The sequence below is a fragment of the Thermomonospora curvata DSM 43183 genome, from assembly GCF_000024385.1.
GTDB classification, from domain to species: Bacteria; Actinomycetota; Actinomycetes; order Streptosporangiales; family Streptosporangiaceae; genus Thermomonospora; species Thermomonospora curvata.
Map to the genome: position 1 here is coordinate 3759789 of NC_013510.1, position 16472 is coordinate 3776260.

The 16472-nt window shown below is 71.8% G+C and carries 10 protein-coding genes; 2 read left to right on the plus strand and 8 right to left on the minus strand.

Features of this window, described 5'->3' with window-relative positions:
* Positions 1–57: 57 nt before the first annotated feature.
* Positions 58–1770, minus strand: a complete 1713-nt coding sequence (locus tag TCUR_RS16070) for a hypothetical protein (protein WP_012853583.1) — start codon at positions 1768–1770, stop codon at positions 58–60.
* A gap of 203 nt (positions 1771–1973) precedes the next feature.
* Positions 1974–3812: a translation elongation factor 4 gene (lepA, locus tag TCUR_RS16075; protein WP_012853584.1), complete on the minus strand. Its 1839-nt coding sequence runs from the start codon at positions 3810–3812 to the stop codon at positions 1974–1976.
* Positions 3813–4302: 490 nt separating this feature from the next.
* Between lepA and rpsT the strand changes: the two genes are divergently transcribed.
* Positions 4303–4575, plus strand: a complete 273-nt coding sequence (rpsT, locus tag TCUR_RS16080; RefSeq protein WP_012853585.1) for a 30S ribosomal protein S20 — start codon at positions 4303–4305, stop codon at positions 4573–4575.
* Positions 4576–4981: 406 nt separating this feature from the next.
* On the opposite strand, the gene TCUR_RS16085 is transcribed toward rpsT, so the two are convergent.
* Positions 4982–5452 carry a hypothetical protein gene (locus TCUR_RS16085; RefSeq protein ID WP_245536877.1) on the minus strand — a complete coding sequence of 157 codons (471 nt, stop codon included), beginning with the start codon at positions 5450–5452 and terminating at the stop codon, positions 4982–4984.
* 746 nt (positions 5453–6198) lie between these two features.
* Here TCUR_RS16085 and TCUR_RS16090 point away from each other — a divergent pair.
* Positions 6199–6621 carry an SRPBCC family protein gene (locus TCUR_RS16090; RefSeq protein ID WP_012853587.1) on the plus strand — a complete coding sequence of 141 codons (423 nt, stop codon included), beginning with the start codon at positions 6199–6201 and terminating at the stop codon, positions 6619–6621.
* A gap of 172 nt (positions 6622–6793) precedes the next feature.
* On the opposite strand, the gene holA is transcribed toward TCUR_RS16090, so the two are convergent.
* The 5 genes from holA to hflX form a co-directional block, all read right to left on the minus strand.
* Positions 6794–7753, minus strand: a complete 960-nt coding sequence (gene holA, locus TCUR_RS16095) for a DNA polymerase III subunit delta (RefSeq protein WP_012853588.1) — start codon at positions 7751–7753, stop codon at positions 6794–6796.
* A 666-nt stretch (positions 7754–8419) separates the two neighbouring features.
* On the minus strand, positions 8420–10792 hold the full coding sequence (locus TCUR_RS16100; protein ID WP_148233276.1) for a ComEC/Rec2 family competence protein: 2373 nt from the start codon (positions 10790–10792) through the stop codon (positions 8420–8422).
* A gap of 660 nt (positions 10793–11452) precedes the next feature.
* Positions 11453–12268, minus strand: coding sequence for a ComEA family DNA-binding protein (locus TCUR_RS16105; protein ID WP_012853590.1), 816 nt, complete (start codon positions 12266–12268; stop codon positions 11453–11455).
* 284 nt (positions 12269–12552) lie between these two features.
* On the minus strand, positions 12553–13767 hold the full coding sequence (hutI, locus tag TCUR_RS16110) for an imidazolonepropionase (RefSeq protein WP_012853591.1): 1215 nt from the start codon (positions 13765–13767) through the stop codon (positions 12553–12555).
* 971 nt (positions 13768–14738) lie between these two features.
* Positions 14739–16196: a GTPase HflX gene (gene hflX / locus TCUR_RS16115; protein ID WP_012853592.1), complete on the minus strand. Its 1458-nt coding sequence runs from the start codon at positions 16194–16196 to the stop codon at positions 14739–14741.
* Positions 16197–16472: the final 276 nt, after the last annotated feature.

Consider the following 16472-nt stretch of genomic DNA (forward strand, 5'->3'; position numbering starts at 1 on the left):
AGTATTGCATCTGCGACTCTAGGTAGCCATAAGTTTGCCGATCCTTGGCACGCAGGTTCACCGGCCGCCGGCAGAGCGGCGCCGCAGCTCGTCGGCGAACTCGCCGAGGCAATCGGCCAGCTGCCGGTCGGTCAGTTCCCGAAGGGGCCTTCCGCACTCACCGCCCGCCCGCTCGCCGGCCTCCTCCTCGGCCTCGGGCTCCCGTTGCGCGGAGCTGACGGTCTTCGGCCGGTCCCGGCCGCTGACCGACAGGTCGATATAGAAGGCGGTCCGGCCGTCCTGCACCCCGTACACGCGCCAGGCGCCCCCGCCCATCGGCACGAACTCCTGCAGCTCGCCGCCGGAGTTGAGGAAGTTGGGGTACGGGCTGGAGGGGCCGGAGATGTGGGCCACGGCGCGGGCCCGGAGCGTTCCCAGGCTCGCCACCAGCGGGTCGTCGTCCGCCAGGACGTACACGTCGTAGCGGTTGAGCCGCCCGCTGTCGCTTTGGTCCGCCGGGGCGACGCCATAGGCGATCAGCGCCTGGGACTTGCTGCCGCGCGGGGTCAGCGGCGTGACGTAATACAGCCGCTTGTCCGAGCCGCGCAGCAGATACTCCCCGGGGTTGGCGCTTTGGGTCTCAAAGCTGCTGGGCTCGAAGCCGAAGGAGGACTCCCGCCGGTGCTCGCGGCCCGCCGCCCACTGCGTGGCGTCCCGCTGGGCCCGCACCAGCGAGATGGAGTACGCCGGGCCGGGCAGCTCGCCGGGCCGCACCCGCGGGCGGTGCTCCACGATCGGGCGCCCGCTCGCCGAGCCGCGCAGCACCAGCACTCCCCCGGCGGTCTTGACCGTGCGCTGGGCGTACCTGATCTGCCGCTGGGCGGGGATGACGATGACGGGGCGCTCGCCCTCGCAGTAGCCCCAGATGTCGGTGTCGTCGTAGATCAGCCCGGGATGGCGTTCGGCCAGCAGGTCGCGCAGGCTGTTGCGGCCCACGCCGCCGAAGGCGCGGTCGATGCGGTACCCGCCGGTGAAGCGGCACACCCGGGCGGCGTTGACGGTGCCGTCCCATTCGGCCACCCCGTAGAGGGGGCGGTTGTCGCCCGACCCGTCCAAGAGCGCCGACCATCGCCCGGTGTTCTCGGCCTCCCCCCACAGGTAGGTGAGGGTGGAGTCCATGACGTCGACGCGCTGGACGGGGGAGGCCGCCTCGTTCATCGCCGTCCGCGCGGCGGCCAGGGAGGAGGTGCGCGCCTCCCAGCGCAACGCGGAGACTGCGGTGTCCTGTTTGATGCAGGCCCGCACGTCATGGCCGCCCAGCCGGTCGCACTCGCGGCCGTCGCCCGGACGCAGGGAGCGCATCAGGTCGGTCATCGACCCGGGGGGCCTGTCCAGGTCGGGGACGTGGAAGACGGTGGCGGAGTTGTAGTGGCGCCCGGCGTCCTTGTCGTTGTCCCACAGCGCCACCGGAAACGGCCAGACCAGCACCAGGAGCGCCAGCAGGGCCGCCATCGCCGGCACGGCCCCGCCCCGCCCGGCTCCCTCGGAAGCGATCCCCGCGAAGACGACCGCCGTGATGATCAGGCTCGCCGCGATCCACAACCAGGTCTGGGGTGTCAGCGCGGTGAGGCTCCACTCGGGGAGGAACCAGCGTTGAAGAGCCAGGGCACAGGTCTGGCCGGCCTTGGGCAGCAGGAGCTTGGCCAGCCCCCACACCAGCCCCGCCAGTGCGGGAAGCCAGCCCCAGATCACCACCAGTGCGAAGATCCGCGCCCGGAGACCGCCGTTCATCTCGCCGCTCCGCCCGTTCCCAGGCACTCACATGCCCTGAGGACGTTTGCCCTGAGGACGTTTCGCCGGGCCGGGCGGATCCCGGGATAAGAACTTTGTAACCGATCGGTCACAGGAGCGGAATCTCGCCGCACCGGCCGGGCGCGCGGACAGCGCCCGGCGGCCGGGGGCGCTTCAGGTCCGGTGGGCCGAAGGCGGGACGGTCACTTCTTGCTCTTGTCGGTGCCCGTGGTGGACAGGGCGGCGACGAACGCCTCCTGGGGGACGTCCACCCGGCCGATGGTCTTCATCCGCTTCTTGCCTTCCTTCTGCTTCTCCAGCAGCTTGCGCTTGCGGGAGATGTCGCCGCCGTAACACTTGGCGAGCACGTCCTTGCGGAGGGCGCGGATGTTCTCCCGGGCGATGATCCGCGAGCCGATCGCCGCCTGGATGGGCACCTCGAACTGCTGCCGCGGGATCAGCTCCTTGAGCTTGGAGGTCATCATCAGGCCGTACTCGCGGGCGTGGTCGCGGTGCACGATCTGGCTGAAGGCGTCCACCGACTCGCCCTGCAGCAGGATGTCCACCTTGACCAGGTCGGCCTGCTGCTCGCCGCTGGGCTCATAGTCCAGCGAGGCATAGCCGCGGGTGCGGGACTTGAGCTGGTCGAAGAAGTCGAAAATGATCTCGCCCAGCGGCAGGGTGTAGCGGATCTCGACCCGGTCCTCCGACAGGTAGTCCATGCCCTGCAGGGTGCCGCGACGGCCCTGGCACAGCTCCATGATCGCGCCGATGTGCTCGCTGGGGCTCAGGATGGTGGCCTTGACCACCGGCTCGTAGATCGCACCGACCTTGCCCTCGGGGAACTCGCTGGGGTTGGTGACGATGTGCTCGGTGCCGTCCTCCATCACCACCCGGTAGACCACGTTGGGGGCGGTGGAGATCAGCGACAGGTCGAACTCGCGCTCCAGCCGTTCCCGGACGATCTCCATGTGCAGCAGGCCCAGAAAGCCGCAGCGGAACCCAAAGCCCAGCGCCGCCGAGGTCTCCGGCTCATACACCAGCGCGGCGTCGTTGAGGCGCAGCTTGTCGAGGGCGTCGCGCAGCTCGGGGTACTGGTCGCCGTCCACCGGGTACAGCCCGGAGAACACCATCGGCTTGGGGTCCTGGTAGCCGCCCAGCGGCTCGGCCGCCGGGTTGGAGGCGCTGGTGACGGTGTCGCCGACCCGGGCCTGCCGGACGTCCTTGACCCCGGTGATCAGGTAGCCGACCTCGCCGGCGCCCAGCCCGTCCACCGGCCTGGGCTCGGGGGAGATCACCCCGACCTCCAGCGTCTCGTGGGCGGCGCCGGTGGACATCATCAGGCTCTTTTCCCGGCTGGACAGGTGACCGTCCACCACCCGCACGTAGGTGACCACGCCGCGGTAGATGTCGTAGACCGAGTCGAAGATCAGCGCGCGGGCCGGGGCGTCGGGGTCGCCGCTGGGCGGCGGGACCGCCTCCACGATCCGGTTCAGCAGCTCGGGCACGCCCTGCCCGGTCTTGCCGGACACCCGCAGCACCTCCGACGGCTCGCAGCCGACGAGCCCGGCCAGTTCCTCGGCGTACTTGTCGGGCTGGGCGGCGGGCAGGTCGATCTTGTTCAGCACCGGGATGAGGTGCAGGTCGGCCTCCAGCGCCAGGTACAGGTTGGCCAGCGTCTGGGCCTCGATGCCCTGGGCGGCGTCCACCAGCAGCACCGCGCCCTCGCAGGCGGCCAGCGACCGCGACACCTCGTAGGAGAAGTCCACGTGCCCGGGGGTGTCGATCAGGTTGAGGACGTACTCGCGCCCGTCGGGGCCCGTCCACGGCAGTCTGACCGCCTGGCTTTTGATGGTGATGCCCCGCTCGCGCTCGATGTCCATCCGGTCGAGGTACTGCGCCCGCATCTGGCGCTCCTCGACCACTCCGGTCAGCTGCAGCATCCGGTCGGCCAGCGTCGACTTGCCGTGGTCGATGTGGGCGATGATGCAGAAGTTCCGGATGATCGCGGGATCGGTCTTGTTGGGCTCAGGCCTGGGCACCGGGGTCCGTTCGAAAGCTCACAGGTGGATAGGTCTTGCCGTATCCCATAGTCCCATGCCCGCCGGCGTGCTCCGGCCCCATACCCGCCCTGTCGCCGCTTCCCGTCTCACCCGGACACCGATGGGACGGGCGGCCGGACGCGGGAAGCGTCTTCGGCCGGTTTTTCCCGTCCAAGTCGGGACGTTCGTCCCATGCACCCGGGATCGCCGGTCTCCTACCGTGAAGATCACGCTCCACCGACCGGAACGCCGCCCGGGAGGCGGGGCGAGAAGGGGCGGTGGCGCCGGCGGGGCGCCGCCGCCCCAGCGCGCATCCAGGACGCCTGCGCCGCGGTCGCCGGTTTTGGCGCAGGGCCGCCGGTTGGTAAGCTGTGCGACTGCGTGTGGCGTAGCGCTGTGCCGCGAGCACCGCCGCCACGTTTTTTCGTTGGGGCCTGTTCCTTCCTCTTTGGGCAGGCGTGGAAATGCGACCAAGCTGAGGCACTGCGACGTGGCGAACATCAAGTCCCAGATCAAGCGGAACAAGCAGAACGAGAAGCGTCGGCTGCGCAACAAGGCCGTCAAGTCCGAGCTGAAGACGGCCATCCGCCGGTTCCGTGAGGCCCTGGAGGCCGGTGACGTCGAGGCCGCCATCGCTGCCCAGCGCCACGCGGCCCGCAAGCTGGACAAGGCCGCCAGCAAGGGCGTCATCCACAAGAACCAGGCCGCCAACCGCAAGTCGGCGATCGCCAAGCGCGCCGCCGCTCTCCTGCAGGAGAAGTAAGCGCTCCGGCCACCGGCTTCCGGCCATGCCATGGACGCCGCACCCCGCGGGGGCAGCGGCGTCTTTGTGCTGGAGCGGCGGCCGTCCGCGCCGCGGCCCCACGGGGCTCTTCGCAAACGAGGAGCCCTTGGCGGGCGGCTCCGGGCACGGGCCGGCGGGTTCGGCATCGCGCGGCCCGGGGCCGGAGGGCCCATCGATCTGCGGCGGCGGGAACCCCCCGGCAGAGCCTTTCTCGGCCTGGTTTGCGGGCCCTGTGAGCCGCTGCGGTGAGTCTTCCCGACGATCGGTGACGTGGGTCTGGGCGATCGGACGCTGAGTCGGATACCGTCGAGGGCTCCCGCCTCCGATGCCCAAGACCACGTGTTGGAAAAGGTTCAGCGGGCCGGAAGGGCCGGTGCCCGAGCTTTCAACGTCGCATGGCGGCCAGGTCCGCCGTCACCTTGGCCTCCACGTCGGCCCACGTGGGAGTGGGCACCACCCAGTCGGGCACCGGGCCGGTCTGGGGACCGAACAGATAACGGTGCGCAACGACGTCGCGGATCGCCTGGTGCACCCCCAGCCGGTCGTCGATCATGTGGGTGATCCCCAGCTCGGCGCAGTGGCGGGCCTTTTCGGCCCGCTTCCGGCAGAAACGCAGGTGGCCCGCGGGGATCCCGGTGCGCGTCCAAAACCGGTGGTGCTCCAGCCACAGCCGCGTCTTGCGCTCGGTGACCGGGCCGCACTTGGAGATGATCCACACCCGTCCGCCGAACAGGTCCGCCAGCCGGGGGAGCACTTCGAACGCCCCTTCCGTCGGAGGGCTCTCCAGCGCCTCCTGCAACGTGCCGCCCACGAACATCGTGTCCGCGCCGTCGGGCAGCGCACCGCCTTGGATCACCCGGCCGAAATCCACTCCAAGGCGCCATTGCTCATGTTTCACATGGCCCATGCTCACCAGCGTGAAGCACAGAACGCTCCGGATCGAAGCGTTTTTTCGGCCTCCCTTCCGTTGGGCCTGCAGGGGAAATGCTGAGCTCGCCGCTTCGCGGGCCGTAACCGGCAAGGGCGCGCACAGGGTCGCGGCGGGCGCCCCATGAGAAGATCATCACAGGCAAGGAATCGTCGGGGTTCTCCCAGCGATCGGCGTCGCTGAGGAGACGGCAGTCCGGGAGCCGGGGTGGAGACGCTGGTGATGCCGCAAAGGTGCCGGCATTCAGCGGTGGGCGCCCACCGGTCCGGCCCCTCGGCTCCGCGCCGAACCGGTGGAACGTCCTGCGGATCGTCCATGGCGGCACCCCGCAGACGGCAGACGCCGTCTCGGTCCCGGCCCGCCCGCCGGCTGGGACGGCGGCCTGGACAAGCCCAGGACGCGAAGCCGGCGCCGTCACCACCGGGTAGAGGGAGGCGTCCCCGGGCCGGCCACCCCGAGGAGAGGCGGCGCGATACGGACAGGCACCCCCTTCGATCAAGGAAGGCCAGTCACTCCTTCTCAGCTCCTGTTGCCCCTCTTCACCAGCGTGGCGGCGATCCCTTCCGCGGCTCGGGGCCCGGCGTCGTGCGGATCGTGCGGGAGGCGGCCGCCCTTTTGCGCGGATCCGCAGATCACGCGGTGGAAAGGCGCACCGGCGCATCACCGGAGGTTCCATGCGATACGAGGTCACGGTTGAGATCGACGCACCGGCCGAACGCGTCTGGGAGCATCTGATCGACGTCGAGCGCTGGCCCGAGTGGACCGCCTCGATGAGCCGGGTCGAGCTCCTTGGAAACAAACCGTTCGGTCCGGGCAGCGCCGTACGGATCAAGCAGCCCAAGCTTCCGCCGGCCGTGTGGACGGTGACCGGCTTCGTCCCCGGCTCGGCGTTCACCTGGGTCGCCAAAAGCCCGGGGGTCACCACCACCGCCCTGCACGAACTCGTCTCCGCCCCCGACGGCCCGCTGACCGTACGGCTGGTCCTTGAGCAGACGGGTCCCCTCGCTCCTTTGTTCGCCGTCCTGGTGGGACGGCTCTCCCGCCGTTACCTGAACATGGAGGCGCAAGGTCTCAAGCGCCGCGCCGAATCCCCCTGAAGCACCCGGTATCACCGGATGAGCGCGCATCCCGGAGTCCCGCTCGTCACCGGAGCACCGAGCGGCCGGCGCATCGACCATGCCTTCGCGTTCCATGCGGGACGACGGCCGCCGGTGCCATCCTCCCGGACGTGGCCGGTGCCAAGGGGAGGCCGGCAGGTTCCCGGGTGCGTCAGCGCCCTCCGCGGGCGGCGGTGATCTCCGCGATGGCCCTCTCCAGCGCGTACGCCGGATCGGTGGCGCCGCCCTTGACCTGGGCGTCGGCATCGGCGACCACCCGCAGGGCGCGGGCGATGCCGTCCGCCGACCAGCCGCGCAGCTGCCGCTGCGTCTTGTCGATCTTCCAGGGGGGCATGCCCAGCTCCTTGGCCAGCGCCGCGCCCCGGGCGCCGCGCGGAGCGCCGCTGACCTTCGCCAGGGCGCGGACGCCCTGCGCCAGGGCGCTGGTGATCTGGACCGGTGCCACGCCCGTGGCCAGCGCCCAGCGCAGTTTCTCGAGCGCCTGGACGAGATCTCCCTCCACCGCGCTGTCGGCGACGTTGAAGCCGCTCACCTCCGCCTGGCCCCGGTAGTAGCGGGCCACCGCCTCCTCGCTGATCTTGCCGCCGGTGTCGGCGACGAGCTGGCTGCAGGCGGCGGCCAGCTCCCGCAGGTCGTGGCCGACCGCGTCGACGAGGGCGCGGGCGGCCTCCGCGCCGATCGTCCCGCCGCAGCGGCGGACCTCCGCCCGCACGAACGCCACCCGCTCCCCCGGTTTGGTGATCTTCGAGCAGGTCACCTTGCGGGCGCCGGCCTTGGACAACCCGTCCACCAGGGCCTTGCCCTTGGCGCCGCCCGCGTGGACGGCGACCAGCGCGACGTCGTCGGCGGGGCGTTCGGCGTAGGCCAGCACCTCGGCGATCAGCTCCTTGCCCAGGTCCTGGGCCGAGCGCAGCACCAGCACCTTGCCGCCGCCGAACAACGACGGCGAGGTCAGCTCCGCCAGCCGTCCCGCTTCCAGGTTCTCCGGCGTCAGATCGATGACCTCGGTCTCGGGATCGTCCGCCCGGGCCGCGGCGATCACCTCGCCCACCGCGCGCTCGGCGAGCAGCTCCTCATCACCGACGATCAGGGTCAACGGATCGGCAGGCATTCCAGCAGAATGCCACGCCGCCACCGGCCTCGCGCACCGGAACGCCCCGCCGTCCCACGCTGCGAGACGTCCATGCGCAAAGGCACCGCCCGGAACCTCCGCCACACACCGTTCCCGCAGGTGGAGCCGGGGACATCGGCGCCGGGAAGGCCGCAGCCTTCCGCAATATGTGATCTTGGGAGCCCGCACGGCATCCGATGCCGTGTCCTTGCAGGCCACGGCATCGCCCCCGCCTGCGCCATCACCGCCGCAGGAACGGCGTGCGGAAAAGGCTTATCGAGGTTCTCTCAGCGATTCGGTGCCCCCGAGGACGGCGAGAAGGCCGAGGCCGGAGCAAAGTCCCTGGTGAGGGTGCGGCAGGACGCCACCGAGCGGGCCGCAGGGCCGTACCGCCCACGGCCGGATATGGGGAGAGGACAGCCGGGACCGGCCGGTCGTGCCATGGCCCCGGCCGGGGCGTCACGATGCGAGGCGGGCTCCATATTCGCTGCGGAAACCTCGCTGTCACCTGCAACGGCAACAGGGCAGGACAGCGCAGGCATTTCACTCCTCGGTCTCCGAGGTCTTGCCCGAGGGTCTGCTGCGCATCCGTCCCATGGGCCTCTGTCCTCGGCCTCTAAGGTCACGTGCCGACAAGGCCGGCGGTTCGCGCCGTGAACTCACCGGTCAGCCGCCTTTCCTCGGTACGGCGGCCGGCCCGGCGGGAGTGGGGACGATGGCGATGTCGCCGTGCCGGTCGGTGCGGTAGACACGGGTGCCAAGGCGTTGCAGCAGGGCGAGGGTGCTGGGCGCCGGGTGGCCGTAGTCGTTGTTCTCTCCGGCGGAGATGATGGAGATCGCGGCGCGCGTGGCCGCCAGGAAGGCCGGATCCTGGTCACGGGCGCCGTGATGGGGGACCTTGAGCACCTGCACGGGCGGGACGTCGGGGATCAAAGCCCGCTGGGCCTCGGTCTCGATGTCGCCGGTCAGCAGGGCGCTGAAGCCGGGTTTGCGGGCGACCAGGACGATGCTGGCGTTGTTGACGGCCTCGTCGTCGGCTTCGGGACGCGCATCGGGCCGGGCCGTCTCCCAGGGGGCGAGGACGGTCAACGACAAGTCCCCGACATGCCACTGCCGGCCGGAGACGGCGGCGTGCAGGGGCAGCCCGAAGGTGTGCCGGGACTCCCTGCCGTCGCTGCGGGCGCTGATGACCACCGTCCCGACGGTGCGGCCGCGTCGTATCCCGGGGGTTCCCCCGATGTGGTCGGCATGGGGATGAGTGAGGACGAGCAGCGGCACGGTCTGCACTTTCAGGCGGTCCAGGCAGGCGTCGGCGAGGCCGGGGTCCGGCCCGGCGTCCACGACGACGGCGCTTCCCTTTCCCACCGCGAGCACGCTCGCGTCGCCCTGGCCCACGTCACAGGCGACCATCGCCCAGCCGGGCGGCGGCCAGGCCGGCGCCGTCACCCGTGCGGCGGCGCCGGCCAGGAGCGCTCCGGTGCCTGCCGCCGCCACGGCGATGAGCAGCAGGCGTTTGCGGAGCACCAGACAGCCGGCGACGAGCACGAACGTGAGGGTGACCGCGCCCAGGAAGCCGTCCTGCCAGGGGACGGTGGCGTGCGGCACCGCGGCCGCGGTCCGGGCCACGCCGATGATCCAGCCGACCGCCAGTCCCGCCGGCCACACCACGAGCCGGGCGAGGGTGAGCCACAGCGGGGCGATCACCGCGGCCAGCGCCCCCAGCAGCATGGCCACCGGGACCGCCGGAGCGGCCAGCAGGTTGGCCGCCACCGCCACCAGGCCGACCTGCCCGGTCAGCATCACCAGCACCGGGGCGCAGGCCAGCTGGGCCGCCGCCGCGACCGCCAGCGCCTCCGCCACCGGCCGGGGCAGCCACCGGGACAGCCGGTCCGTCCACGGCGGGGCCAGCAGCAACAGGCCGCCGGTGGCCAGCACCGACAGGGCGAACCCGTACGAGCGGGCCAGCCCCGGATCGATCAGGACCAGGACGAGCACGGCGCCGCCCAGCGCCGGCAGCCCCTGGCGCCGGCTGCCGGTGGCGAAGGCCAGCAGGCCGATCAGGGTCATCACCGTGGCCCGCAGCACGCTGGGTTCGGGGCGGGCGACCACGACGAACGCCGGCAGCGCCGCGACCGCCACGGCCGGAGCCCGCCGCCGTCCCAGACCGGCCAGGCGGCACAGCGTCAGGACCGCGCCGGCGACGATGGCGAGGTTGGCGCCGGAGACCACCATCAGATGGGTGAGCCCGGCGGCCGTGAAGTCCGCGGCGAGCTCGGGGTCGAGCCGCGAGGTGTCCCCGACGACCATCCCGGGCAGCACCCCGCGCTGGTCCGGCGCGAGCACATCGCAGGCCGCGCGCAGGCTCGCCCGCACCTTCTCGGCCGCGCGCCGCACGGCCGACGGCTCCGCCACGACGACCGGCGGCCCCCGGACGATCGCGACGGCCGCCAAGAGCTCGGCATGCCGCGGCGGGGACAGCCGTGCGGTGGCCTGGATTCGCTGACCGGGTACCAGAGCACGCCAGGCGTCCTCCGTCGCGATGAGCAGGACGGGCACCCGCACCCGAACGGTGCGTCCTTGGAGGCGTATCGCCTCCGCCCGGGCCCGCAACAGCACGATCCGCCGCCGCTCGGACGGCTTCACCACCGGATCACCGGTCACCACCGCCTCGATCGGCGCCCGCGTCCCGGCCCGGGCCGCCTCCCGCACCGGCCCGGACTCGACCGCCGACAGCCGCAGCCCCGTCCCGGCCGCCGCGGCGGCCGCACACGCCAGGACCGCCCCGGCCAGCCCGCAGAACGCAGGCCGCAACCCCCCGCCGGCCGCTCCCCCGCTCTCCGGAGCGTCCCTCCTCCGCCTCGAGCGGGATAAGGATCCGGCGAGAAACGGCAGTGCTCCCAGCCCGCACCCCACGGCCACCCCATAGGCGACCGCCGCCGTGGCGCCCAGCAGGGCCCACGCCGTTCCCCAGACCCCCAGCGCGGGGATCACCAGCCGCAGGTCATGCCCCTGCCGTTCCCCGGCGTCCCGTCCGGTCATCAACACCGGCCACTCCTCCTTTCCATCGCGTTCTCCCTCCGCGCCCGGAGCCGCGGCGCAGGCACCCGGCCGAAACCGGCTGAACGCCCATGCGCTCCTGCGGGAAACCCGACCCGCCACGACACAGCCGAACGCGGAGCGCCCCACCGAGCGGCGCCGACGCATCAGGACACCCCGAACGAGCCGCCTAGGCCCACGGCCCCTTCCGAACTGGGCCACACCCACCGGCCGACAAGACCGCCGACGCGCCCCGAGCAGGCGGTGCCGCTCTCCGATCCGGCCCACACGACCTCACCGCGTCAGCCAGACCTCCTCACCAAGCACCAGGCCAAGTCAGACCCACACCCAGGACCAGCCGCCCACACCGGCACACCTCCAGACAGAGCCACACTCACCGGCCGGCAAGAGCACCAGCACATCCCAAACAGGCAGTGCCGATCTCCGATCCAGCCCACACGACCCCACCGCATCGGCCAGACCTCCTCACCAGGCGGTAACCCACCCCCAGGACCAGCCCCCACACCGGCACCCCCTCCAGACAGAGCCACATTCGCCGGCTGGCAAGAGCGCCGGCGCGCCTCAGGCAGGCGGTGCAGATGGCCGGTCTGGCCGCGCGGTCCGGCCGTCTCGATCGCGTCCTCAACCGGGCGGCAAGTCGGGTCAGACGCGCACCCGGGTTCTGAGTTCGGCGTATCGGCGAGCGCCTATGCCCGTCACTTCCTGGAGTTGCTCGACGGAGCGGAAACCGCCGTTTCGGGTGCGGTACTCGATGATCCGCTGGGCCAGGACCGGGCCCACTCCGGGGAGGGTTTCGAGTTGTTCGGCGGTGGCGGTGTTCAGGTCGATGAGTCCGCCGGGGGCGCCGGCGTCCTGGGGGCCGGCGGGCATGGCGTCCGGTGGGGGCATGGCGGTGGTGGGGGCGGGCAGGCCGATCATGAGCTGCTCACCGTCCACCAAGCGGCGGGCCAGGTTGAGGGAGCCGGTGTCGGCGCCCGGGCGCAGCCCTCCGGCGGCCTGGATGGCGTCTGCGACCCGCGCGCCGGGCGGCAGGGTCACCACGCCGGGTTTGCGGACCTTCCCGGCCACGTGGACGACGAGGTTCGCGGCGCTGGGAGCGGGATGGAGGACGGGCGAGGCGACGACCGAGGGCGCGGGGACGGCGTCGGCGGACGGCTGCGGGCGGGGGCGGGACAGCCACAGGTAGCCGCAGGCGAGAAGGACGGCGAGCGCTCCCAGGACGGCCAGGGCTCGGGCTCCGGGGTGTCCGGGGGTAAGACGCGCCGCCCACGCACCGGCCCGCCCGGCGAAGGACGGGACTTCGGCCTCCTCCCCTCTTTGGCCGTTCTTTCCCAGCCGGGTGAGGGGGTCGGATGCCGGATGCCCTGTACCTCCGAGAGGTTCGGCGGGGCCCAGCGGCGGCGTCTCTGCGGGGAACGGGCCGGGCGCAGAGCGGTCCACCGGGTCGGGGTCGGGCATGGCGACCCACTCCGGAGGCTCGGGAGAGGAGCGTAAATATGCAGCGGGAGGGTCCTGCCGAGGGCCGTGCATCAGGTCCTCGAAACGCGCAGAAGCGGCTGGTGGGCGGCGTCCGGGTTCAGATCTCATGTCATCGACGCTAAAAGCCCGGCCCCGCATGCGGCAGAATCCCGGCGAGTTGTGGAAAACCGTCGCCAGGCGGCGGTCACCGGCCACGGACGCCGTCTGCCGGGGACCGCGGGACCGCTTGGCACGGTCCCAGCGAATGCCAGACTCAGCCCGGGTCAGTGCACGACGGGGACGCCGCCGCGCCACACCCGCAGGGCGCGCAGCCCGAAGGCCCAGGCGAAGGCACCCTCATGGTCGGCGTCCCACAGCACGATGTCGGCCATCATGCCCGGCGCCAGCGTGCCCCGGTCGCCCACCCGCAGCGCCGCGGCCCCGCCGAGGGTGGCCGCGCGCAGCGCCTCGGTGACGCTGAGGCCGAACATCGCCACGGCCAGCCCGATGACCAGCGGCATGGAGGTGATGCCGCACTGCCCGGGGTTGTGGTCGGTGCCCAGGGCGAGGGTGACGCCGTGATCGAGCATCTTGCGCACCGGGGCGAGCGGCCGGTCGGTGTTGAGGGAGCTGCCGGGGCAGACGGTGGCGGTGACCCCGGCGTGCGCGATCGCCTTGATGTCCTCGTCGGTGGCGTGCGTGAGGATGTCCGCGGAAGCGCAGCCCATCTCGGCGGCGACCTGCGCGGCGCCGGTGCGCTCGTTGGCGCAGGCGTGCATGCGCGCCTTCAGGCCGACCCGCTTGGCCGTGTACAGCAGGACGCGGGCCTCTTCGGGGGTGAAGTGGCCCTCGTCGCAGTAGACGTCCATGCTGTCGGCGCCGGCCGCGGCGGCGTCCCCGGTCCACTGGCGGACCGCCTCGACGTAGTCGCGGCGGCGGCCGAAGTACTCCGGCGGCAGGATGTGGGCCGCCAGGAAGGTGGCGTGGACGCGCGGCATGGACGGCTCGCTCTCCAGCGAGCGCAGCATCCGGATGTCGGCCAGTTCCCCGTCGCGGGTCAGGTGGTAGCCGGTCTTGGCCTCCACCGTGGTGGTGCCGTCCTCGATCCAGCGCCGCAGCCGCTCCCGGACGCTGTTGCACAGCGTCCAGGGGTCGGTGCCGCGGGTCACGGTGATGGTGGAGTTGACGCCGCCGCCGGCCGCGGCGATCTCCGAGTAGGTCGAGCCGCTGGTGCGCATGGCCAGCTCGGCCCAGCGGTTGCCGGCGTACACCGGGTGGGAGTGCGCGTCGATCAGGCCGGGAGTGACCAGTCCCCCGCCGAGGTTCTCCACGTGGTCGACATCGACGATGTCGTCGATCACACCGGGCACGCTCTGCGGCAGGTCGGCCGCGGGGCCCGCCCATACGATCCGGTCGTTGTGGATGAGGATGGCGGCATTGCTGCACACATCGGTGCCCGTCCAGAGCCTGCCGATGTTCGTCAACAGCCGTACCGTCATGGGGTCACCGACCCGTATACGGCAATGCGCCGCCAGGCGCTGAACCGGACGCCATGCAGTGGGTCACCTGCTCTCGATCGGATCCGCCGACTGGATGCCGGCGAATCACCGCCTGGGAGTCGGGTGGTCGCCTGACCACCTTGAGCGACGAGACCGGAGATATCGGTTTCGACAAGGTAGACCACACACCGCCCAGTGGACAACCTCTTGTGAGCAACCACAACCGAAGGAAAAGAAGTCGTCGGCATGCGGTCTGCCCGCAGGAGAGCCCTCCGGGGCGGACGAGGGCGAGCACGCTGGGCATGCCCGGCGCGCCGGACAGGCCCGCCATCTGTGCGGCACGACAGCATGCTCATCACTTTCCCGGCTTATCCGCCGACACCCACCAAAACCGACAAAATGCCCACCTCATTACAAGAGCCACATAAAATATGTGATCTTGTCTCCGGTCCCGCGGCCACCCACCCCTTGGTCATTCAGACCGTACGGATTCCCACGGTTTCGTCAAGGCGAATGCCAAAGATGTAACCACTGAACCTTTTCCAGCCCCGCAGCCCTGGGCGCCGCGGACAGGAGCCCGGATGGTGTCCGGTACCGCGCCCTTCCAGGTCACGGCATCGTCCCTGACTGTGATGTCCTCGTCTCGGCCTGTGAAAACGGCGCGTTGAAAAGGCTCACCGAGCCCAGCCGGTTGCGACCGATCACACTGGGCGGTTCAAAGCCCGCCGCCGGGCCACGCTCAGCGCCGTCCCGCCCGCCGGCGGGAAGCCCGGTCGCGGCACTGCGGGCGACGACAGCGGCGTCGCCCCCGCCGCGGCCGGCTCCTCCGCAACGTCCAAGGGCTCCCGCCGCCTCTCGCAAGAGGCGGCGGGAGCCCTCTTCAGCTCATGAGGCAGAAGGTCGTCCTCGCCCTGGCCGCAGGTCCGGCAAGGTGCCGGGCCCACCGGCTGAACGACGGCCGTTCTCGCAGGTCAGAGCGCCTCTGCCGTGACGTACCGGTCCAGCTCGGCCGCCAGGGCCGCCGGGACCCGGGCGTGCAGCCGGGTGCCCTCGGCGGTGTGCTCCTGGGAGAACACCTCGCCCAGCTCATGGATCCGCGCCACCAGGTCGCCCCGCTCATACGGCAGCACGACCCGCACCTCGCGCCCCACTTCCGGCAGCTCGGCCTCGATGGCCGCCATCAGCTCCTCGATGCCGGCGCCGGTGCGGGCGGAGACCACGACGCTGCCGGGCTCGCGGCGGCGCAGCCGGGCCAGCGTGAGCGGGTCGGCGGCGTCGGCCTTGTTGATCACGACCAGCTCCGGCACCCGGTCGGCGCCGATCTCGCGCAGCACCTGCCGGACGGCGTCGATCTGGGCCTCGGGCTCGGCGTCGGAACCGTCCACCACGTGCAGGATCAGGTCGGCCTGGGTGACCTCCTCCAGGGTGGAGCGGAACGCCTCGACCAGCTGGTGCGGCAGGTGCCGGACGAACCCGACCGTGTCGGCCAGCGTGAACGGCCGGCCGCTGGGCGTCTGGGCCCGGCGCACGGTGGGGTCCAAGGTGGCGAACAACGCGTCCTCCACCAGCACGCCCGCCCCGGTCAGCCGGTTGAGCAGCGAGGATTTGCCGGCGTTGGTGTAACCGGCGATGGCCACCGACGGGATGCGGTTGCGGCGCCGGTTGCTCCGCATGGTCTCGCGGGTCTTGGCCATCTCGGCGATCTGGCGGCGCAGCTTGGCCATCCGGGCGCGGATGCGGCGCCGGTCCAGCTCGATCTTGGTCTCACCGGGGCCGCGGCCGCCGATGCCCACGCCGCCGGCGGCCCGGCCGCCGACCTGGCGGGACAGGTTGCCGCCCCAGCCGCGCAGCCGGGGCAGCAGGTACTCCAGCTGGGCCAGCTCGACCTGGGCCTTGCCCTCGCGGCTGCGGGCGTGCTGGGCGAAGATGTCCAAGATCAGCGCGGTCCGGTCGATGACCTTGACCTTGACGATCTCCTCCAGGTGCCGCAGCTGGCTGGGCGACAGCTCACCGTCGCAGATCACCGTGTCGGCGCCGGTGGCGCGCACGATCTCGGCCAGCTCGGCGGTCTTGCCCGAGCCGATGTAGGTGGCCACATCGGGCTTGCTGCGCCGCTGGATCAGGCCCTCCAGCACCTGGGAGCCGGCGGTCTCGGCGAGCGCGGCCAGCTCGCGCAGGGAGCTTTCGGCCTGCTGCGCGGTGCCCTCGGTCCACACGCCCACGAGCACGACCCGTTCGAGCCGCAGCGTGCGGTACTCGACCTCGGTGATGTCGGCGAGTTCGGTGGACAGCCCGGCGACCCGGCGCAGCGCCTGGCGGTCGGCCAGGTCGAGCTCACCGGTCAGCGGCTCGTCGCGGAAGTCCTCCGGCGTGCCGTCGTCCCGGCCGTCGCGATGGATCTGCGGGTCTTCGAAAAAAGCAGAAGTCATATGTCCTCTACAACGCCGTTGGACGGCCGGATCCTTCCCGACGATCGTGCCACGCCGCCCGGCCGGATGGCCACGTGATTTATCGGCCGTTTCACACCTGTCGTCCCGGTGCCGGCGCCGCCCGGGCGGGCGCCCCGGCCTGTGCTTCCCGGCCGTGCGCGCCACAGGCCGGGCGGACTCGCGCCGGGGCCGCTCACGCTGCAGCGGAGTCCGGGGAGCTTCCCGAGGGCATGACTGGGGACGGCCCTCGCGGCCCGGCCGGGCGCACTGGGCGGG